This is a genomic window from Neotamlana laminarinivorans, assembly GCF_020523925.1.
GTDB lineage: Bacteria > Bacteroidota > Bacteroidia > Flavobacteriales > Flavobacteriaceae > Neotamlana > Neotamlana laminarinivorans.
Window position 1 is genome coordinate 205,797 of the sequence record NZ_JAJAPW010000001.1, and the last position, 21,114, is coordinate 226,910.

Annotated in this window: 14 protein-coding genes and 1 pseudogene; 9 read left to right on the forward strand and 6 right to left on the reverse strand. The window is 31.2% G+C overall.

Features of this window, described 5'->3' with window-relative positions:
• The first annotated feature begins 45 nt into the window (after positions 1 to 45).
• Both LG649_RS00985 and LG649_RS00990 read left to right on the forward strand, forming a co-directional pair.
• Positions 46 to 879, forward strand: coding sequence for a M48 family metallopeptidase (locus tag LG649_RS00985; protein ID WP_226540022.1), 834 nt, complete (start codon positions 46 to 48; stop codon positions 877 to 879).
• A 65-nt stretch (positions 880 to 944) separates the two neighbouring features.
• Positions 945 to 2,237: an MFS transporter gene (locus LG649_RS00990; protein ID WP_226540024.1), complete on the forward strand. Its 1,293-nt coding sequence runs from the start codon at positions 945 to 947 to the stop codon at positions 2,235 to 2,237.
• Positions 2,238 to 2,244: 7 nt separating this feature from the next.
• On the opposite strand, the gene LG649_RS00995 is transcribed toward LG649_RS00990, so the two are convergent.
• Both LG649_RS00995 and LG649_RS01000 read right to left on the reverse strand, forming a co-directional pair.
• Positions 2,245 to 2,628, reverse strand: a complete 384-nt coding sequence (locus LG649_RS00995) for a hypothetical protein (protein ID WP_226540026.1) — start codon at positions 2,626 to 2,628, stop codon at positions 2,245 to 2,247.
• Positions 2,629 to 2,698: 70 nt separating this feature from the next.
• Entirely contained in the window at positions 2,699 to 5,248 is a 2,550-nt protein-coding gene (locus LG649_RS01000; protein ID WP_226540028.1) for an ATP-dependent Clp protease ATP-binding subunit, read from the reverse strand.
• A gap of 260 nt (positions 5,249 to 5,508) precedes the next feature.
• Between LG649_RS01000 and gyrA the strand changes: the two genes are divergently transcribed.
• Entirely contained in the window at positions 5,509 to 8,067 is a 2,559-nt protein-coding gene (gyrA, locus tag LG649_RS01005) for a DNA gyrase subunit A (RefSeq protein ID WP_226540030.1), read from the forward strand.
• 28 nt (positions 8,068 to 8,095) lie between these two features.
• Positions 8,096 to 9,349 carry a tetratricopeptide repeat protein gene (locus tag LG649_RS01010; protein ID WP_226540031.1) on the forward strand — a complete coding sequence of 418 codons (1,254 nt, stop codon included), beginning with the start codon at positions 8,096 to 8,098 and terminating at the stop codon, positions 9,347 to 9,349.
• Between the two features lie 81 nt (positions 9,350 to 9,430).
• Here LG649_RS01010 and LG649_RS01015 read toward each other — a convergent pair whose 3' ends face one another.
• The 4 genes from LG649_RS01015 to LG649_RS01030 are packed head-to-tail and all read right to left on the reverse strand — an operon-like array spanning position 9,431 to position 14,044.
• Positions 9,431 to 10,705, reverse strand: a complete 1,275-nt coding sequence (locus LG649_RS01015; RefSeq protein WP_226540033.1) for an adenylosuccinate synthase — start codon at positions 10,703 to 10,705, stop codon at positions 9,431 to 9,433.
• A gap of 9 nt (positions 10,706 to 10,714) precedes the next feature.
• Entirely contained in the window at positions 10,715 to 11,170 is a 456-nt protein-coding gene (locus LG649_RS01020) for a Fur family transcriptional regulator (RefSeq protein ID WP_226540035.1), read from the reverse strand.
• Between the two features lie 23 nt (positions 11,171 to 11,193).
• Complete coding sequence (locus LG649_RS01025) at positions 11,194 to 13,419, reverse strand: RelA/SpoT family protein (RefSeq protein ID WP_226540037.1); 2,226 nt, start codon at positions 13,417 to 13,419, stop codon at positions 11,194 to 11,196.
• Positions 13,420 to 13,462: 43 nt separating this feature from the next.
• Positions 13,463 to 14,044, reverse strand: coding sequence for a non-canonical purine NTP diphosphatase (locus tag LG649_RS01030; protein ID WP_226540039.1), 582 nt, complete (start codon positions 14,042 to 14,044; stop codon positions 13,463 to 13,465).
• Between the two features lie 151 nt (positions 14,045 to 14,195).
• Here LG649_RS01030 and LG649_RS01035 point away from each other — a divergent pair, with 151 nt between their 5' ends.
• The 5 genes and pseudogenes from LG649_RS01035 to LG649_RS01055 all read left to right on the forward strand — a co-directional run bounded on the left by LG649_RS01035 (position 14,196) and on the right by LG649_RS01055 (position 21,100).
• On the forward strand, positions 14,196 to 18,773 hold the full coding sequence (locus tag LG649_RS01035) for a PAS domain-containing protein (RefSeq protein WP_226540040.1): 4,578 nt from the start codon (positions 14,196 to 14,198) through the stop codon (positions 18,771 to 18,773).
• Positions 18,774 to 18,782: 9 nt separating this feature from the next.
• Positions 18,783 to 19,202, forward strand: coding sequence for a response regulator (locus LG649_RS01040; RefSeq protein ID WP_226540042.1), 420 nt, complete (start codon positions 18,783 to 18,785; stop codon positions 19,200 to 19,202).
• Between the two features lie 240 nt (positions 19,203 to 19,442).
• Positions 19,443 to 20,006 (forward strand): cysteine hydrolase family protein, encoded by a 564-nt coding sequence (locus LG649_RS01045; RefSeq protein ID WP_226540044.1) that lies wholly within the window; start codon positions 19,443 to 19,445, stop codon positions 20,004 to 20,006.
• Positions 20,007 to 20,539: 533 nt separating this feature from the next.
• Positions 20,540 to 20,674 (forward strand): annotated as a pseudogene (locus LG649_RS01050) (ATP-binding protein); the annotation flags it as partial.
• Between the two features lie 21 nt (positions 20,675 to 20,695).
• On the forward strand, positions 20,696 to 21,100 hold the full coding sequence (locus LG649_RS01055) for a response regulator (protein WP_226540046.1): 405 nt from the start codon (positions 20,696 to 20,698) through the stop codon (positions 21,098 to 21,100).
• Positions 21,101 to 21,114 lie beyond the last annotated feature (14 nt).

A 21,114-nucleotide genomic window follows, 5' to 3' on the forward strand; every position in this document is an offset into this window, starting at 1 on the left:
CGACATTGATTTACTATTTTTATAATCTATTAAAACCATATAATAATGAATACAAAAAAAATATTAATAGCGGTGGGAGTACTTTTTTTAATGATTTCCTGTGCAACCAATCCGTTTACTGGTAAAAAAACAATGGCCTTTGTTTCTAACGACCAGTTGTTTCCATCATCTTTTTCACAATATAATCAGGTGTTAACAGAAAGCAAAGTTATTACAGGAACCTCTCAATCTGAAATGATAACTAGAGTAGGGCAACGTATAGCAGTTGCTGCAGAACGTTATTTAACAGCAAATGGTTTTGAAGGCTATTTAAACGATTATAAATGGGAGTATAAATTAATAGAGTCTGAGCAGGTTAACGCTTGGTGTATGCCAGGAGGAAAAATTGCTTTTTATACAGGTATTTTGCCAATTGCAGATAACGAAACAGGTGTTGCTGCCATAATGGGGCACGAAGTAGCTCATGCATTAGCAAACCACGGGCAACAACGTATGAGTGCTGCTTATTTACAACAAGGTTTAGCTGTTGCAGGAAATGTAGCTTTATCAAGCGACCAACAAGCTTTAAGCATATTTAATCAATCTTTTGGTGTAGTATCCAATGTGGCAGGTATGTTACCTTTTAGTAGAAGTCATGAAACTGAAGCAGATAAAATTGGCATTTATTTAATGGCAATTGCAGGTTATAATCCAGATGAAGCTTCTGTGTTGTGGGAACGTATGAAAGCACATAGTGGAGGGCAATCTACACCAGAGTTTTTAAGCACTCACCCAAGTAACGATTCTAGAATAGCAAACTTAAAATCTTTGTCACCTCATGCAAAAAAAGAAGCAGAAAAATATGGAGTATCTTCATTTAGACCGTTAGGAGACTTTTAGTTTAAAATATTTAATTACTTTAGAAGCTGTCAATAAAATACATTGGCAGCTTTTTTTATTTTATTATGACAACACTTAAAAAAGGAAGTAAAAAACTTTTAAACGCTTGGGCCTTTTACGATTGGGCAAACTCAGTTTACACTTTAACTATTGCCTCTTCAATTTTTCCAATATTTTATTCAGCATTATTTATATCAGAAATAAAAACTATTGAAGCTTTTGGTATAGAATTTAAAAGCACAGCTTTAATAACTTTTGTAACTGCTTTTACATTTTTAGTAGTTGCTTTTACATCGCCTATTTTATCTGGTATAGCAGACTATGTTGGTAATAAAAAGAATTTTATGAAATTCTTTTGTTATCTAGGTGGTGCAGGTTGTATTGGGTTGTACTGGTTTAGTTTAGATAGGATTTATTTAAGCGTTCTTTTTTATTTTATGGGTTTAATAGGCTATTGGGGAAGTTTAGTGTTTTATAATTCGTATTTGCCTGATATTGCTTTCGAGGAACAACAGGATAGTATAAGCGCAAAAGGTTTTAGTTTAGGCTATTTTGGTAGCGTTATTTTACTTGTAGTAAATTTAATAATGGTGATGAGTCAAGAGGATGGTGGTGCAAAAATGGATATGATGCGTTACTCTTTTATTACTGTAGGTATCTGGTGGATAGGTTTTAGTCAATACAGTTTTTATTGGTTACCAAAAGGTGTTTCATCAGGAAATAAAATTACTAAAGCAATATTATTTAATGGTTTAAAAGAGTTAAAACAAGTATGGAAACAACTTAAACAGAACTTAAGATTAAAACGATACTTATATGCTTTTTTTGTGTTTAGCATGGCGGTACAAACCATTATGTTGGTTGCAGTTTATTTTGGTGAAGAAGAAATTGCTTGGGGTAACGACGATGCCAAAACAACTGGACTAATTGGAAGTATTTTAATTATTCAACTTGTTGCAATTTTAGGCGCATTTTTAACATCAAAAGCATCATCTAAATTTGGAAATATAAAAACACTTATAATTATAAATTTAATTTGGATGAGTTTATGTTTTTATGCTTTTTTTATGAAAACGCCTGTTCAATTTTATATTGCAGCCAGTATTGTTGGGTTGGTAATGGGAGGTATTCAATCTTTATCTCGATCTACTTATTCTAAGTTTTTGCCAGAGACCGAAGATTCAACTTCATATTTCAGTTTTTACGATGTTGCAGAGAAAATTGGAATAGTAATTGGCATGGTAATTTTTGCCTTTATTGACCAAATTACAGGAAGCATGCGTAACGGTATTTTATTTTTATTCATATTCTTTTTAATAGGTATAGTTTTGCTTTTACGCGTACCTAAAAGTGAATAAGTTAATTTTAAAGACTTTTATTATAATTAGTTACAATATTTTCAGCCCAAATAATAGCTTCGTTTAGATCTGTAAAAATTTCAAAAGGTTTATTTACAAATAATTTTTCCACTTCGGCATTATTTAAAGATAAATTATTACTAGATACCACAGAAAACCCAGCTAAGTTTGGTATTTGCGATGTTTTAGTGTAAACCACTGGATTTACAGCATAAGAATTTATTCTGTTAGAAATATACACAAAAGGTTTTGTAGGGTAGTAGGCATCAGCAATATCTATTAAAATATTATTAGATGTTTCTGTAATGGTCTCGCCTTCATTTATTTCAACTATTAAATAGCTTTTATAAATTTTTACTGTTCCTATTTCAAGATTTAGGGCTTTTATCATAACTTGTCTGTAAGAAAAAAGCCCAAAAGTACACTTTTGGGCTTACATAGAACTATAATTTAGGAATTTATTAAGATTCTGTAGATTTTTTAGCTTTATCAATAGAAATAACTAATTCGTCCTTGTTTTCATCAAAATCTAATTTTATGCCATCGCCTTCCTGTAAATTAGAAGCAACAATTTCTTCAGCTAAAGTATCTTCAACATACTTTTGTATAGCTCTCTTTAATGGTCTTGCACCATATTGTTTATCAAAACCTTTATCGGCTATAAAATCTTTTGCAGCATCGGTTAATGTTAAATTATAACCTAAGCCATTAATTCTGCTTAATAGTTTCTTTAACTCAATATCAATAATTTTACTTATGTCTTCTTTTTCTAAAGCATTAAATACAATTACGTCATCAATTCTGTTCAAGAACTCTGGAGCAAACGATTTTTTTAACGAATTTTCTATAACACCTCGTGCATTTTCGGCTTCTTGTGCTTTTTGTGATGCTGTACCAAAACCAATACCTGTACCAAAGTCTTTTAATTTTCTAGCACCAATATTAGAGGTCATTATAATAATGGTGTTTCTAAAATCAATTTTTCTACCTAAGCTATCGGTTAAATAGCCATCATCTAAAACTTGAAGTAACATATTAAATACATCTGGATGTGCTTTTTCAATTTCATCTAAAAGCACAACAGCGTAAGGTTTTCTGCGTACTTTTTCTGTTAATTGTCCACCTTCTTCGTAACCAACGTATCCTGGAGGTGCACCCACTAATCTGGAAATTGCAAATTTTTCCATGTATTCACTCATATCTATTCTAACAAGAGAATCTTCACTATCAAATAATTCACGCGATAGTATTTTGGCTAATTGAGTTTTACCAACACCTGTTTGCCCTAAGAATATGAAAGAGCCAATAGGCTTGTTAGGATCTTTTAAACCTGCTCGGTTACGTTGTATAGCTTTAACTACTTTAGCTACTGCATCATCTTGACCAATTACTTTGCCTTTTATAAGGTTTGGTAATTCGGCAAGTTTGTTAATTTCGGTTTGTGCAATACGATTAACAGGTACGCCCGTCATCATAGAAATAACATCAGCTACATTATCTTCGGTTACAATTTCACGATGTTGTTTCGTGTCTTCTTCCCATTTTTCTTGAGCTATAGATAATTCTTTTTCTAAACGTTTTTCATCATCTCTTAAACGCGCAGCTTCTTCATATTTTTGTTTACGAACTACGGCGCTTTTAAGTTCTTTTATATCTTCAAGCTGTTTTTCTAACTCAATAATTTGTTTAGGAACATCAATGTTAGTTATGTGAACGCGAGAACCTGCTTCATCTAGAGCATCAATGGCTTTGTCTGGTAAAAATCGTTCAGACATGTACCTATTAGTTAATTTAACACAGGCTTCAATGGCTTCTGGTGTGTAATCAACGTTATGGTGTTCTTCGTATTTACCTTTAATGTTGTTTAATATTTCAATAGTTTCTTCAACACTTGTAGGCTCTACAATTACTTTTTGAAAACGACGCTCTAAAGCACCATCTTTTTCTATGTATTGTCTATATTCATCAAGTGTAGTAGCTCCAATACATTGAATTTCACCTCTTGCTAATGCAGGTTTAAACATATTTGAAGCATCTAAACTACCTGTAGCGCCACCGGCACCTACAATAGTATGAATTTCATCGATAAATAAAATAACGTCGTCATTTTTTTCAAGTTCGTTCATTACGGCTTTCATGCGTTCTTCAAACTGTCCACGGTATTTAGTGCCTGCAACTAAGCTTGCTAAATCTAAGGTAACAACGCGTTTATTAAATAAAATACGCGATACTTTACGTTTTACAATTCTAAGTGCTAAGCCTTCTGCAATGGCGGATTTACCAACACCAGGTTCACCAATTAGTAACGGATTATTTTTCTTTCGTCTACTTAAAACCTGAGATACGCGTTCAATTTCTTTTTCTCGACCAACAACAGGATCTAATTTACCTTCCTCGGCTAAAGCTGTTAAATCACGGCCAAAATTGTCTAAAACAGGAGTTTTAGATTTTTTGTTAGACTTGTTTGATGGTGTATTAAATACATCTTTAGAACCATCGTCGCCAGATGCTGTATCATCGTCTTGAAAAGACTCTGATTTAGGTTCTATATAATTATTATCATTATTTGTAATCATAAATTTAAATTGTTCTTTAACATTGTCGTAGTCAACTTTTAGCTTGTTTAAAAGTTTAGTAGTTGGGTCGTTTTCGTTTCGTAAAATACAAAGTAACAAGTGCGCTGTATTAATAGAGGTACTCTGAAAAAGCTTAGCCTCTAGAAATGTTGTTTTTAAAGCACGTTCTGCTTGTCTTGTTAAATGTAAATTCTTTTTCTGGTTTGAAGCAACAGAAATACTTGGGTTTGCCGGACTTAAAATTTCAACTTTACGTCTTAAATGATTTAAATCAATATCTAGGGCATTTAAAATATTTATTGCTTTACCATTGCCATCGCGAAGTAAACCAAGCATTAAGTGTTCGGTACCTATAAAATCGTGCCCCAAACGCAAAGCTTCTTCTTTACTAAATGCGATTACATCTTTTACTCTTGGTGAAAAATTATCATCCATATCTTGTGTCCTTTCTGCATTAAAAATAATAAAACATTTTACTAAAGGCAAAAACTATACCTAAAAATGTCTGTTTGTTGCTAATTGACGAAAAATTATTGAAATAATCAAAATCTTTAACGAGATACTTATTAACCAAAATTAGAATTATAATTGTTAATAAAAAAAAGGTAAAAAAGAGCCTTTATAGCTTATTAAAACTGATGAAATACTTATATTAGCACGTTTTGAAATTCAGATAAAATTAAATTAAATTATATATGGCAGAAGGAGAAAAACTCATCCCTATTAACATAGAAGATGAGATGAAATCGGCTTACATTGATTATTCAATGTCGGTCATTGTGTCACGTGCGTTACCAGATGTAAGAGATGGATTTAAACCAGTACACCGTCGTGTACTTTATGGTATGCATACCTTAGGAGTAAGATCTAATGTAGCTTATAAAAAATCGGCAACCATAGTAGGAGAAGTATTAGGTAAATACCACCCACATGGAGATTCATCGGTTTACGATACTATGGTGCGTATGGCGCAGGATTGGAGTTTACGATACTTATTGGTAGATGGACAAGGAAATTATGGTTCTATTGACGGAGATAACCCTGCAGCAATGCGTTATACCGAGGCTAGAATGCAGAAAATTTCTGAGGACATGTTGGCAGATATCGATAAAGATACTGTAGACCATAAGTTAAATTTCTCTGACGAATATAAAGAACCAACCGTTTTACCAACTAAAATACCAACGTTATTGGTTAATGGTGCCTCAGGTATTGCCGTTGGTATGGCTACAAATATGCCACCTCATAACTTAACTGAAGTTGTTGATGGAACCATTGCTTATATTGATAATACCGATATTGAAATAAGCGAATTAATGCAGCATATAAAAGCTCCAGATTTTCCTACCGGAGGAACCATTTATGGGTACGATGGAGTAAAAGAAGCTTTTGAAACTGGCCGCGGACGAATTGTAATGCGAGGTAAAGCCATTATTGAAGAAGTAAATGGTAGAGAGTGTATAATAGTTACCGAAATACCTTACCAAGTTAATAAGGCCGATATGATTAAAAAAACGGCCGATTTAGTTAACGATAAAAAACTAGAAGGAATATCAACTATTCGTGATGAGTCCGATAGAAATGGTATGCGCGTAGTTTACGTTTTAAAGCGTGATGCAATACCAAATATTGTACTAAATAAACTTTATAAATACACAGCCTTACAGTCATCTTTTAGTGTAAATAATATTGCTTTAGTAAATGGGCGTCCGCAGTTATTAAACCTAAAACAACTTATACACTATTTTGTAGAACACAGGCATGAAGTTGTTACTAGGCGTACACAATACGAATTACGCAAAGCGGAAGAACGTGCACATATTTTAGAGGGTTTAATTATTGCATCAGATAATATAGATGAAGTAATTGCGCTTATTCGTGCCTCATCAAATGCAGATGAAGCTAGAAATAAATTAATTGAACGTTTTGAGTTAACCGAAATTCAAGCACGTGCTATTGTAGAAATGAGATTACGTCAACTTACAGGACTAGAGCAAGATAAATTGCGCACAGAGTATGAAGAGTTGATGAAAACCATTGAAGATTTAAAAGACATTCTTGCAAAGAAAGAGCGAAGAATGGATATTATAAAAGAAGAATTAACCATTGTAAGAGATAAGTATGGAGACGAGCGTCGCTCGGTTATCGAATATGCAGGCGGAAGCTTGAGTATTGAAGATATGATTCCTAACGAAAAAGTAGTTATTACAATTTCTCATGCAGGTTATATTAAACGTACTTCGCTTAACGAATATAAAACACAAAATAGAGGTGGTGTTGGCCAAAAAGCATCAACAACTAGAAATGAAGATTTCTTAGAGCACTTATTCGTGGGTACAAACCATCAATATATGTTATTCTTTACCCAAAAAGGAAAATGTTTCTGGATGCGTGTTTACGAAATACCGGAAGGAAGTAAAACCTCAAAAGGTAGAGCTATACAAAACCTAATAAATATTGAGCAAGACGATAAAGTAATGGCCTTTATTTGTACTCAAGATTTAAAAGACGAAGAATATATTAATAGCCATTATGTAATTATGGCAACCAAAAATGGGCAAGTAAAGAAAACTGCTCTAGAGCAGTATTCGCGTCCGCGTACCAACGGTATTAACGCCATTACAATTAAAGATAACGATGAGTTACTTGAAGCAAAATTAACTACAGGTAACAGTCAAGTTATGTTAGCACTTAAATCGGGTAAAGCCATTCGTTTTGAGGAAGCTAAAACTAGACCAATGGGGCGTGGTGCTTCTGGGGTAAGAGGTATAACTTTAGCCCACGATAAGGATGAGGTTATTGGTATGGTAACCGTAGAAAATCCGCAAGAAGAAACAGTTTTAGTCGTAACAGAAAACGGTTACGGAAAACGTACATTTATTGATGATCCAGAAGATGGAGAAGCAGTTTACCGTATAACAAACCGAGGAGGTAAAGGTGTTAAAACTATATCAATTAGCGAAAAAACAGGCGATTTAGTAGCTATAAAAAGTGTGACAGATAACGATGATTTAATGATTATTAACAAATCTGGTATAGCTATACGTCTAGCTGTTGAAAATTTACGTACAATGGGTAGGGCAACACAAGGAGTAAAACTTATAAATCTTAAAGGTAAAGATTCTATTGCTGCTGTTGCTAAAGTTATGCATGATGAAGATGAAGTTGTAGAAGATGAAAATGCAGAAGGAATAGAGAATACAGGAGAAGTTCAAGATGGCACAACTCTTGATAATTCATCCACAGAAGAGTAAAACCTTAATAAACTTAATATTAAAAAAAATGAAAAAACAATTAATTTTTGCTTTAGCCTTATCAATGGGTGCCTTTTCATTTGCACAGAAAAAAGAATTGAAGGCAGCAGAAAAAGCAATTAAAAGTTCAAATTTTGCTGAAGCTAAAACCGCTTTATCAGCAGTAGAGCCTATGATGGGTTCTTTAGATGAAAAATTAAAATCAAAATATTACTTACTAAAAGCTCAAGCGTTATACTCTAACGGTAGCGCAACTGCTGCTGATATTGATTCTGCTATTGAAAATTTAGATAAAGTAGGGTCTGTTAGTGCTCCTGCTGCGGCAGAACTAAAATCTACAATGGTTGAAAACTTTTTAACAAAAGGAAACGAAGCCTATGAGGGGCAAGATTTTAAAGCGGCCTCTACAAATTTTGAAAGAGCTTATAATTTAAAGCAAACAGATACTGTATTTTTGTACTATGCAGCAGCAACTGCAGTAAATGTACAAGAGTATGATAGAGCTTTAACTTTGTACGAAAAACTTAAAGATTTAGGATATACAGGCATAAAAACAGAATATTTTGCAACCAACGTTGAAACTGGTAAAGAAGAAATTTTAGGAGATAAAAATACTCAAAATTTATATGTAAAAGCTAAAAGTCATATAAAGCCAGGAGAGCGTAAAACTGAATCGAAATATCCAGAAATTGTAAAAAACATAGCTTTAATTTATGTAAGTAAAGGTGACAATGATAAGGCTTTAGAAGCTATGGCAGAAGCCAGATCCAAAAATCCAGAAGATGTTAATCTTATTTTAAACGAAGCTAACATTTATTACAAAACTGGAAATACAGAAAAGTTTAAAGAATTATTAAAGCAAGCTATTTCTCTAGATCCTAATAACCCAGAATTACGTTATAACTTAGGTGTTATCGCGGCAGAATCAGGTGATGCTGTAGAAGCAAAAAAACAATATGAAAAAGCTGTAGAGTTAAATCCAAATTATGTAAATGCATATATTAACTTATCTGCATTAGTATTAGACCAAGAAGCACCACTTGTTGAGGAAATGAATGGTTTAGGTACTTCTGCTGCCGATGATAAACGTTATGAAGAATTACGTTTAAAAAGACAACAATTATACAAAGACGCTATTCCTTATTTATCTAAAGCTTTGGAATTAGATGAGTCTAATATAAATGCTGCAAAGACTTTAATGAATATTTATAGTATTATTGGGGAAACCGATAAATATAAAACCTTAAAAGCTAAGGTAGAGACTATGGAAGCTGGTCAATAATTATAGATAATTATTACAAATAAAAAAAGGTCGTTAAGCATTTGCTTAACGACCTTTTTTTATTTAAACTACTATATTATATTATTTTCTAAATATAGTTTGTTTTCTATCTGGTCCTACCGAAACAATTGTTATAGGTATTTCGAGTTCTTTTTCTAAAAATTCAATATATTCGTTAAGTTCTTTTGGAAGTTGAGATGTTTCAGACATAGCTGTTAAATCTTCTTCCCAACCTTTTACTTCTGAGTAAACAGGTTCTACATTTTCAGGTTCAATATTGTAAGGTAGATGTGTAATTTCTTCACCTTTATATTTGTAAGCCGTACAAACTTTTAAAGTTTTAAAACCAGAAAGTACATCACCTTTCATCATCATTAATTGTGTAACGCCGTTAACTTGACAGGCATATTTTAATGCAACTAAATCTAACCAACCACAACGACGACGACGTCCTGTTGTTGCTCCGAACTCGTTACCTACACGTCCCATTGTTTCTCCATCTTCATCAAATAATTCTGTAGGGAATGGCCCAGAACCAACACGAGTGGTGTATGCTTTAAAAATACCGAAAACCTCACCAATTTTGTTAGGAGCTACGCCCAAACCTGTACAAGCTCCAGCAGCGGTTGTATTACTAGATGTAACAAAAGGATATGTACCAAAATCAATATCTAACAAAGAACCTTGTGCACCTTCTGCTAAAATTGATTTTTCTTCTTTTTGAGCTTGATAAATGTACTCTTCAGAATCTATAAATGTTAGAGACTTTAAAACCTCAATGGCTTTAAAGAATTCTTCTTCTAATTCTTTTAAATTATACTCGATATCTACATCGTAAAACGCAATCATAGATTCGTGTTTATCGGCTAAATTTCGATAGCGTTCTTTCCAATCGCTTAATTCTAAATCACCTACACGAATACCATTTCTGCCTGTTTTATCCATATAAGTTGGCCCGATACCTTTTAAAGTGGAACCAATTTTAGCTTTACCTTTCGAGGCTTCGCTAGCAGCATCTAATAAACGATGTGTTGGTAAAATTATGTGTGCTTTACGAGAAATTAATAATGTTTTTTTGTAATCTATATTTTGCTCGTCAAGCTTATCTAATTCTCCTTTAAAAATAACAGGATCTATAACTACACCATTACCAACTAAGTTAATAGCATTATCATGAAAAATACCAGATGGAATAGTGTGTAATACGTGTTTTTTTCCGTTAAAAACAAGTGTGTGTCCTGCGTTTGGACCACCTTGAAAACGAGCAATTATGTTGTAATTTTGGGTTAGTACGTCAACAATTTTTCCTTTGCCTTCGTCTCCCCATTGGAGTCCAAGTAGTAAATCTACTGCCATTGTAAAAAGTTAGTTGTTTGTATTAGATTTTCTGTTTCCGTAGAAATAAAGGGAGTGGTTGTTTATTTCTATATCGAAAACTTCTTCGATTGTTTTTTTTATAGATTGAATTCTTGGGTCGCAAAACTCTATAACCTCACCAGTGTCTGTTAAAATTACATGGTCGTGTTGTTTATCGAAATATGATTTTTCGTATTGCGATTGGTTTTGCCCAAATTGGTGTTTTCTTACTAAACCGCATTCTAGAAGTAGCTCAATAGTATTATAAAGAGTTGCACGAGATACGCGATACTTTTTATTTTTCATGTTTAAATACAACGACTCGATATCGAAATGGTCGTTATTATTATAAATTTCTTGCAAAATAGCGTATCGTTCAGGAGTTTTACGGTGTCCTTTATTTTCTAAAAAGTTAGTAAAAACACTTTTAACTATTTCTTGATTTTTGTCTGCTGTTGTCTCCATAATATCGTTGCAAATTTACACTTTTAAACTCGTGTAACCTTATCTATACCATTAATTTTTTTAAGTTTTTGTAGAAGTGTTTTAATTATTGTGTTATTTTTAACAATAACGCTAACTTTTCCTGAAAATAGTCCATCATTGCTTTTAAAACTAATACTTTGCATGTTTACATGCATGTTTTCTGAGATTATTTTTGTTATATCGTTAACCAGACCAATGTGGTCTATTCCTGTTATAATAATTTTTACTAAAAACTCTTGCTGTGTAGAATCTATCCATTTCGCTTGCATAATGCGATATGCATAATTAGATTGTAAGCTTACCGCATTAGGGCAATTGTATTTATGCACTTTTATACCCTCGTTAACGGTTAAAAAACCAAATACAGCATCACCTGGAATTGGATTACAGCAGTTTGCTAATTTATATTCTAATTTTTCTTCTTCTTTACCAAAAACAAGTGAATCGAAATTTACAGTAATTTCATGTTTGTCGAGTTCTTCTTTCTTTATTGGTGTTTTTTTAGATATTTTATTTTTGATGTAAGACATAAAACTATTGCTTCTGGACGACGCAAAGTTTTTTATCATAGTATTATCTATGGTGCCAACACCAACTCGATAAAATAAATCTAAACTTGTTTTTAAATCGAAAAAGCGAACCATATCGTTTACGGCTTCTTCGTCTAAATTTATTTTTAAATGTTTTAATTTTCTTCTTAAAATTTCTTTACCATCTTCGCCGATACGTTTTTCATCTTCTTTTAAAGCTGATTTAATTTTAGCTCTAGCACGTGCAGTTGTAGCATAATCTAACCAGTTAGCATTTGGTTTTGCACTTTCTGAGGTTATAATATCTACTTGATCACCACTTTTAAGACCATGACTTAAAGTAACTAATTTGCCATTAACTTTGGCGCCTCGGGTTCTCATACCAACCTCTGTGTGTATGCTGAAGGCAAAGTCTAGTGCTGTTGCACCTTTGGGAAGAGATTTTAATTCACCTTTTGGAGTAAAAACAAATATTTCTTTAGAGTAAAGGTTTAATTTAAATTGCTCTACAAAATCTACGGCATTTAACTCTGGGTTTTCTAAGGCTTCTTGTAAGCGATTAATCCAGCTTTCTAAGTTATCTTCTTTCTCGTTGGCTTGTTTATATTTGTAATGTGCGGCATAACCTTTTTCGGCTATTTCGTTCATTCGGTTACTTCGTATTTGTACTTCTACCCATCTGCCTTTTGGCCCCATAACAGTAATGTGAAGTGCTTCGTATCCTGTACTTTTTGGTGAAGAAATCCAGTCGCGAAGCCTTGTTGGGTTTGGCCTAAAGTGATCTGTTACTATGGAATATATTTTCCATGCGATAAATTTTTCAGCTTTAGGGTCGGCATCACACTGGTAAATAATTCTAATGGCAAATTTATCATATACTTCTTCAAAAGGTACGCCTTGGTTTAGCATTTTTCGCCTTATAGAAAAAATAGATTTTGGTCGGCCTTTTATAGTGTAATCTAGGTTTTCTTTGTTTAAAGAGTTTTCAATAACTTCACTAAATTGAGCTATATACAAGTCTTGCTCTTCTTTACTCTCTTTTATTTTACTTAAAATATCGCTATAAACTTGTGGTTCGGTATATTTTAAACCTAAATCTTCAAGTTCAGTTTTTATATTATATAACCCAATTCTGTGGGCAAGTGGAGCGTAAATGTATAGTGTTTCTGAAGCGATTTTTACTTGTTTATCTGCTCGCATCGAGTCCATAGTTTGCATGTTGTGCAATCTATCGGCTATTTTAATTATGATTACTCTAACATCGTCATTGAGAGTTAAAAGCATTTTTCGGAAGTTTTCCGCTTGAAGCGAAACATCCATATCTTGTTCTTTACTTAATGAGGATATTTTTGTAAGTCCAGCAACAATTGTAGCAACGGTTTCACCAAAAAGTTTTTTTATATCATCAATTTCGTAATCAGGACTGTCTTCAACAACATCATGTAGTAGTGCAGATGCTATAGATGTGGCATCTAAACCAATTTCCTGAGCAACAATTTTTGCCACAGCAATGGGATGAAAAATATATGCTTCGCCCGATTTCCGTCTTTGATTTTTATGGCCATCTAAAGCCACATCAAAAGCTTTTCTAATTAGTTTTTTGTCATCATCTGTTAAGGTGGTGTAACTAACTTTTAATAGCTCTTTGTAGGCTTTTTTAATGGCAATGTTTTCTTTCTCTATAGCTTCTTCTGTCATAAATTAAATTTACAATAATCAAATGAAATCGCCAATATTAAAATTACAATTTTAAATTATTTAAATAGCTTACTAGCTGTTTAACAGCAATGGCTCTGTGGCTTATTATGTTTTTCGTTTCTAAAGACATTTCTGCAAACGTTTTGTTGAATGTATTGGGTTGAAAAACAGGGTCGTAACCAAAACCGTTTACTCCTTTTTTTTCTGTGGTTATTGTACCTTTACAGATTCCTTCAAATGTTTCTACTTTTTCTCCTATTTGTAATGCTATTACGGTTTTAAATTGTGCATTGCGATTGTTTTTATCTTTTAATTCGTGTAATAGCTTTTTAATGTTGTCGTTATCATTTTTTTGTAAGCCAGCATACCTTGCAGAGTGCACACCAGGCGCCCCGTTTAATTCATTAACTTCCAAACCTGTGTCATCTGCAAAACAATCGTAACCAAAATTAGTTTTTATATAATTTGCTTTTTGTTTAGCATTGCCTAAAATGGTGTTTTGTGTCTCAGGTATATCAATGTTACAACCTATATCTTTTAAACTTAAAATTTTGATGTAATCTGGAATGAGCTTTTGTACTTCATAAATTTTATTTGGGTTGTTAGTCGAAAAAACTAGCTTCATAACTGATTTTTATGGGTTTTAATGTTAATTTGTAAAAAAAATTGAACTAAATTTTAGTAATTTTATCACTATATGAATAATTTTATTCTGTCATTTTTTTAATTATTTTGAAAAAATACAATTATATTCAAAGTGGAGGTAAAGATAATAAATGAGCGAAATAAACAACAATATTGAAGTAGTAGGTGAGGAGAATTTATTTAAGGTCTTTATCGAGCAGTCTCCTAGCGCAGTAGCCATTTTAGATAAAAATATGGTTTACCTTGCTGCGTCATTCCAATGGTTAAAAGATTATAAAAAAGAAAAAGAAGATGTTGTAGGTAAGAGCCATTATGACATTTTTCCTGAAATTGGTGATGATTGGAAATTAAAACATCAAGAATGTTTAAATGGAGCTATTGATGTTTGTGAAGAAGCACCTTTTAAGCGAGCAGATGGATCTGTACAATGGATTTCTTGGGATGTTCGGCCATGGTATAATTCTGAAGGAAAAATAGGCGGACTCATAATGTACACAGGAGACGTTACAGAGAAAAGAAATAAAAGAATTGAAAATGAACGCAACGAGTATATTTTAGCTAAAACTGAGAAACTATCTAAAATAGGAACTTGGGAGTTAGATTTAAATACAGGTGAGTATACTTTAAATGAAATGAGTAGAAAGCTGCTAGAGTTGCCCGAAGATTATAAAACAGATGCTTCTGCTTGTTCACGGTTTTATAATTCAGATTCGCAAAATATAAATTTAAATGCAATTGCTACTTTAATTGAAACAGGCGAATCTTTTGATTTAGAAATTGAAATGATAACCTACAAAGGAAATAGCATTTGGGTTAGAAAAATAGGTGAAGCCGAATTTATTAACAACGAGTGTATTAGGGTTTTTGGCTTGATGCAAGATATTACAGAAAATAAGCTTCAAGAAATCCAAATAAAAAAAAGGAATATACAACTTAATAGAGGTGAAAAAATTGCAAACCTTGGGTATTGGAGCTGGAAACCAGAAAGTAATACCAGAGATTGGTCGGATAATATGTACGAAATAACTGGTTTTACTGGCGAGTTTGCAAACTTACAGCCTGTAGAGTTGTTAAACCTTGTAATTCCAGAAGATTACCAGGGAGCTAAAGAACACATGGATAAGGCTTTTAACCAAAAACAATGTCATGATGGTTTAGTAATGCGAATAAAAACACCACATGGAAAAATTAAAACAACCCGTGTTCTAGCAGAATTTATAATTAATGAAAAAGGAGAAATATGTGAGGTAGTTGGCACAATGCAAGATATAAGCGAATTAGTACAGGTTGAAAATAAATTTAAAAGTTTGTTACAATCTGCACCAAGTGCTATGATTATTGCAGATAGTAATGGATGCATACAAATTATAAATAGGCAGGCAGAAAAGATATTTGGTTACAAACCAAGCGAGTTAATAGGTAAACCAGTCGAGGTATTAATGCCTACAAATAAAACAAAAAAGCATCAAAATATAACAAAATTTTACTTTGAAAATCCTAAGGGAATATACAGCTACAGCGGTAACAATGTAGTAGGTAAAGATAAAACTGGGCGGGTTTTTCCTATTGAATTAAGTATAAATCCATTACAAACTGAAGGCGGTGTTTTAGTATCTGTAGCCATTCGAGATATTACAAAACAAAAAGAAGCTGAAAAAGAAACGTTACAAAAAAACGAAATGTTAAGTTTTGCCGAAGATTTGGCAAAAATAGGAAACTGGGAATGGCATGCCAATAGTAATGAAATTTATTGGTCTAATGGTTTGTATAAAATACTTGATTTATCTAATGAGGACTATCCGGAGATGATAACAGCAAGTTATTATTTAAATTTTGTACATCCAGACGATAAAGCGTTTCTATCTAAAAAAATAGAAGAAATACTAAATTTAAAGAAAACAGAAGATGAGTTTGTTTACAGATTAATAACAAAAACGGGCAGAGAAATAATAGTTGAAACCAAATGTAAAATTGTTTATAATTCTAGCACCAACAAAATAGATGTAATAAAAGGTACAACCCAAGATATTTCTAGAGATAAAAAAATAGAACAAGAAATAACTCAGAAAAACAAAATGCTCAATTTTGCTGAGAGTTTTGCTAAAATGGGTAGTTGGGAAATAGATTTATTAACTGATGAAATTTTTTGGTCTGATGGAATGTTCGAATTACTTGATATAGAAGATAGAAACCAAACTTTAACCTACGATTATTATTATTCGTTTGTGCATCCAGATGATTTAAGTAGTCTTAAAAAAACTCACGAAGTTTTACATGATAATCAGCAATTTTCAAAAAAAGAAGAGCATCGAATAATTTCAGCTAAAGGGTATTTAAAAACCATTATATCTAATGGAGAAGCAGTACTAAACGATAAAGGAGAAATTGTTAAAATTAAAGGTGTAGCCAAAGATGTTACTCAAGAAAGAGAAATTCAACAGGAAGTAATTCAAAAAAATCAAATGCTAAGTTTTGCCGAAAATTTAGCTATGCTAGGTAACTGGGAATGGGATGCCGTTACAGATGAATTTATTTGGTCTGATGGACTTTATATAATTTTAGGTGTAAAGAATAGTATTAAAAATATGTCAACAAGAGATTTTTTTAATTACGTTCACCCAGACGATAAAGAGTATTTAAAAATGCATATTAAGCAGTTTATGCATTTAAAAAAAATAAAAGAAACTTTAGTTTATAGAATTGTTACACCTAAAGGAAAAATTAAGGTTGTACATTCTAAAGGAAATATTTTTACAAATCAAGCAGGAGATGTAATTAAAATAAAAGGAACTACTCAAGATGTTACAAAACAAAAAGCAATAGCAGAAGAAATTTTGCAAAAAAATAAAATGCTAAGTTATGCTGAAGATTTAGCTTTAATGGGTAATTGGTATTGGAACATTGAAACCAATGAATTAACCTGGTCTTCTGGAAAAGATAAAATTCTAGAATTAAAAAAGCCTTTAAAAGATAAATCTTTTGAGGTATACCTTAATAAATTTGTTCATCCAGATGATACAGATTATGTAACAAACCGAGTGGAACAAATATTTCAAGATAAAAGCTTTGGAGAAGTTATTGAGCATCGCATTATTACAGAAAATAAAAATGTAAAAATTATACATTTACTTGGTGAGGTTGTTACTAACACCCAAGAGGAAATAATATTTATGAAAGGTACTTGCCAAGATGTAACTAAACAATATGAAACCCAAAAGTTAATAGAGCGAAAAAATGAAATGCTTAGTTATGCTGAAAATTTAGCACTCATAGGTAATTGGCAATGGTTTATAGGCAGTAATGAAATTATTTGGTCTGATGGGATTTATAAAATTTTAGATATAGATGATAAAACTCAAAAAATTACAATAAATTATTATTTAAGTTTTGTACACCCAGAAGATAAAAAATATGTATATAATATTCTAGAGAGAAAGTTAATAAAGAAAGATTTTAGTGAACCTATAGAGCATAGAATGATAACTAAAAAGGGGCTTATTAAAACTGTATATTTACTCGGAAATGCAGAAATTGATAGTAATGGTAAAGTAATGAGTATAAAAGGTACATGCCAAGATATTACCCAGCAAAAAAAATCAAAACAAGAAATATTACATAAAAACGAATTGTTATCTCAAGCCGAAAGTATTGGTTTAATGGGTAGTTGGCAGTTAAATTTAAAAACTTTTGAAGCAGAATGGTCTGAAGGTTTATGTGATATTTTAGAGGTAGATTATAAAACACAACAATTTTCATTTCAACATTATTTAAAATTTGTACATCATGACGATCGTAGTCATGTTATTAAAATGTTAGAGAAAGCAATTTTAGAAAAAACATTAAGCGAGAATATAGAGCATCGTGTAATAACAGCTTTGGGTAGTATAAAATATGTTGACATTTTAGCAGAAGTTGTTTTAAACGATAAAGGAGAACCATACATGGCCAATGGTACATGTCAAGATATTACAAAACAAAAAGAAGAAGAATTAATAGTTTTAGAAACCAATAAAAATCTAGAAATTTTAGCCGAAGAATTAACAAAACAAAACACTCAATTATCAGATTTTGCTCAAATAACATCTCATAATTTACGAGCACCAGTTAGTAATTTAAACTCACTTTTAGAGCTTTATCATTACAGCGATAATTTAGAAGAAAAAAGATTATTATTTGAAAAATTCGATACTGTAGTAGGGCATTTAACAAGTACATTAAACACGCTAGTTAATGCATTAAAAACAAAAAGTAGTGCTGTAAAAAGAGAAATTATATATTTTAATGATGTTTTAAATACAACAAAAAATTTATTATTCTTTCAAATATCCGAGAATAAGGTTATTATAAATAGTGATTTTGAAGAAGTAGAAAAAATTTCATATAATCGCGATTATATTGAAAGTATATTCCTTAACTTAATGGAAAATGCAATAAAATATAAGGCACCAAACAGAACGCCAATAATTGACATATATACAAAAATCAATGAAAATGGTTCAATAAAGTTAATTATAAAAGATAATGGATTAGGAATAAATTTAAATAGGCATGGAAAAAAAATATTTGGGTTAAATCAAGTTTTTCACAAACATCCCGAGGCTAAAGGAGTAGGGTTATTCATGACAAAAACACAAATTGAAAGTATGGGAGGTTCTATATTTGTATCGAGTGAAGTAGACGAAGGAACTACATTTGTAATTAATTTTTAAAAACTATTTATGACAAAAAAAGCAGTAAATATTTGTATAATAGACGACGATGAAATATATCAATTTACCGCAATACAAACCTTAAAAAAAATAGACATTGAAAAAAATGTAACATCGTTTTACGATGGGGAAGAAGCCTTTAATTTTTTTCTAGATAATATAAATACAGAAAGTAACTTACCAGATGTAATACTTTTAGATATCAATATGCCTGTTATGGATGGTTTTCAGTTTATGGATGCCTATGTTAAGTTAAAATCGAAGATTAAAAAAAATATAACAATATACATGGTGTCCTCTTCTGTAGATCCTGCAGATATGAAAAAAGTAGAAGACTACAAAGACATTATAGGCTACATTGTTAAACCTATGAAACGAGGAGATTTACTAACTAAATTTGAAGATTTACAAGAAAAAGGAGTAATTTAGTAAGATTGTTTTTGAAAAAATATCTTAACTAACTTTTTATCTATGCATTTAAAACATATCTATTTTAATAAAATTTATTTAAATTAAATAACATAAACTAAGTTAACTCTGCAACAGTTTTTAAAGAACTAGCTTGTTAAAAGAGTAAAATATAAAGCAAAATTTGTTTAAATACCTTTAAGGTATAAAAACAAGTAGTCTTATCTCTTGTTGGCAAACATTTAATAGCACTCTAAAAAAATGATGAAAAATAGTAAAGCTTTATTAGTAATAGATATGCAAAAAGGCTCTTTCACGATAGAAACACCAAGATTTGATACAAATGGAGTTGTTAAACGAATTAATGAACTTGCCGAAATGTTTCGTGAATTAAACTACCCTGTTATTTATATACAGCACGATGGAACAGGAACTGGAGAATTTGAAAAAAATAATACGGATTGGGAAAATTTAGACGAATTAAATGTGGAACCAACTGATATTAGAATTGACAAATATGCAAATGATGTATTTTATAAATCTGAACTTCATTCAAAACTGAAAGAATTAAACGTGAATGAATTGTTTATAACGGGTTGTGCAACTGACTTTTGTGTTGAATCTACTATTCAATCAGCTCTAACAAAGGACTTTGATATAACTGTAGTTGAGGACGGACATACGACTGGTGAAAGACCGAACCTAAAAGCTGAACAAGTAATAAAGCATTATAATTGGGTTTGGCAGAATATGATTCCTACAAAGGGAAAAATTAAAGTAGAGAAAGCGGAAAAAATAAAAACGATTTGCCAACACGGTGTATAAAACATAGCTAATAAGTGCTTAACCGAAAGGTTTGTGTATATTTAGAAAGTCCGCCAAATTTTTTATTTGGCTTTTAAAAAGTGAAAAATTAAAAACAAAATATAAAAATTCGGCTCTGTGTTAATCCGAAAAGTTAGTGTCTTTTTACACGCTACGTTTCATACACAAGTCCGATAAGAAATTCGTATTATTTATCGAATTCAGAAAAAAGAATGAACTTTAATATTTATACTTTCGAAGAGTATTCAATCATTCCGAAACAATCTTAAATTATGTTAGTAGGGATATAAAAAATAAAAAAAAATTTTTATAGGAAACTAACAAAGTAAAAAGGTTTTAGAATTTAAAGTATTGAAAATAAATAATTTACAGTTTAGGTCTGTATGCGTGTAAGTAAAATTATATATAATAGAGCATATTTAGAAAGTATTTTTATTAAATTAGTTGAATATTCTATAAAATAAAATTTTACTTTTAAAGACAACAGCTTGTATAAAGAAGAATAATTATAATGTTATATTTCTACATTAAACAAAGTTTTTCACCGACATCCTGAAGCCAAAGGGGTAGGGTTATTTATAACAAAAGTTCAAATAGAAAGTATGGGAGGAACCATATCAGTAACAAGTAAGGTAAATAAAGGTACAACCTTTAAAATAAAATTTTAAAAAAGCCTAATAGCTAAGCTTATGAATATTTGTATAATAGATGATGATGAAGTTTATCAATTCACAACACTTCAAATGTTAAAGAAAATTAATCTCGAAAAAAATGTAATGGCATTTTATGATGGAGAAGAAGCTATTAATTTTTTTTTAGATCATCTTGATGAAACAAGTAAATTACCCGATGTAATATTCCTAGATATTAACATGCCAATTATGGATGGTTTTCAATTCATGAATGAGTATATTAAAATAAAGCCTCAAGTTGGCAAAAAAATTACTATTTACATGATTTCTTCATCTGTAGATCCTATCGATTTGGAAAAAGCAAAAAATATTAGTGAAATTTCAGATTATATTATAAAACCAATAAAAAGAGGCGAATTAAAAAGTATTTTTGAAAATTTAAAAAAAGGTGGTAAAATTTAATTTAACAACTTGAT

What these genes read in the sequence shown, in the direction of transcription:
- LG649_RS00985 (WP_226540022.1), top strand. Translation starts at nt 46, where the DNA reads ATGAATACAAAAAAAATATTAATAGCGGTGGGAGTACTTTTTTTAATG.
- LG649_RS00990 (WP_226540024.1), top strand. Translation starts at nt 945, where the DNA reads ATGACAACACTTAAAAAAGGAAGTAAAAAACTTTTAAACGCTTGGGCC.
- LG649_RS00995 (WP_226540026.1), bottom strand. Translation starts at nt 2,628, where the DNA reads ATGATAAAAGCCCTAAATCTTGAAATAGGAACAGTAAAAATTTATAAA.
- LG649_RS01000 (WP_226540028.1), bottom strand. Translation starts at nt 5,248, where the DNA reads ATGGATGATAATTTTTCACCAAGAGTAAAAGATGTAATCGCATTTAGT.
- gyrA (WP_226540030.1), top strand. Translation starts at nt 5,509, where the DNA reads ATGGCAGAAGGAGAAAAACTCATCCCTATTAACATAGAAGATGAGATG.
- LG649_RS01010 (WP_226540031.1), top strand. Translation starts at nt 8,096, where the DNA reads ATGAAAAAACAATTAATTTTTGCTTTAGCCTTATCAATGGGTGCCTTT.
- LG649_RS01015 (WP_226540033.1), bottom strand. Translation starts at nt 10,705, where the DNA reads ATGGCAGTAGATTTACTACTTGGACTCCAATGGGGAGACGAAGGCAAA.
- LG649_RS01020 (WP_226540035.1), bottom strand. Translation starts at nt 11,170, where the DNA reads ATGGAGACAACAGCAGACAAAAATCAAGAAATAGTTAAAAGTGTTTTT.
- LG649_RS01025 (WP_226540037.1), bottom strand. Translation starts at nt 13,419, where the DNA reads ATGACAGAAGAAGCTATAGAGAAAGAAAACATTGCCATTAAAAAAGCC.
- LG649_RS01030 (WP_226540039.1), bottom strand. Translation starts at nt 14,044, where the DNA reads ATGAAGCTAGTTTTTTCGACTAACAACCCAAATAAAATTTATGAAGTA.
- LG649_RS01035 (WP_226540040.1), top strand. Translation starts at nt 14,196, where the DNA reads ATGAGCGAAATAAACAACAATATTGAAGTAGTAGGTGAGGAGAATTTA.
- LG649_RS01040 (WP_226540042.1), top strand. Translation starts at nt 18,783, where the DNA reads ATGACAAAAAAAGCAGTAAATATTTGTATAATAGACGACGATGAAATA.
- LG649_RS01045 (WP_226540044.1), top strand. Translation starts at nt 19,443, where the DNA reads ATGATGAAAAATAGTAAAGCTTTATTAGTAATAGATATGCAAAAAGGC.
- LG649_RS01055 (WP_226540046.1), top strand. Translation starts at nt 20,696, where the DNA reads ATGAATATTTGTATAATAGATGATGATGAAGTTTATCAATTCACAACA.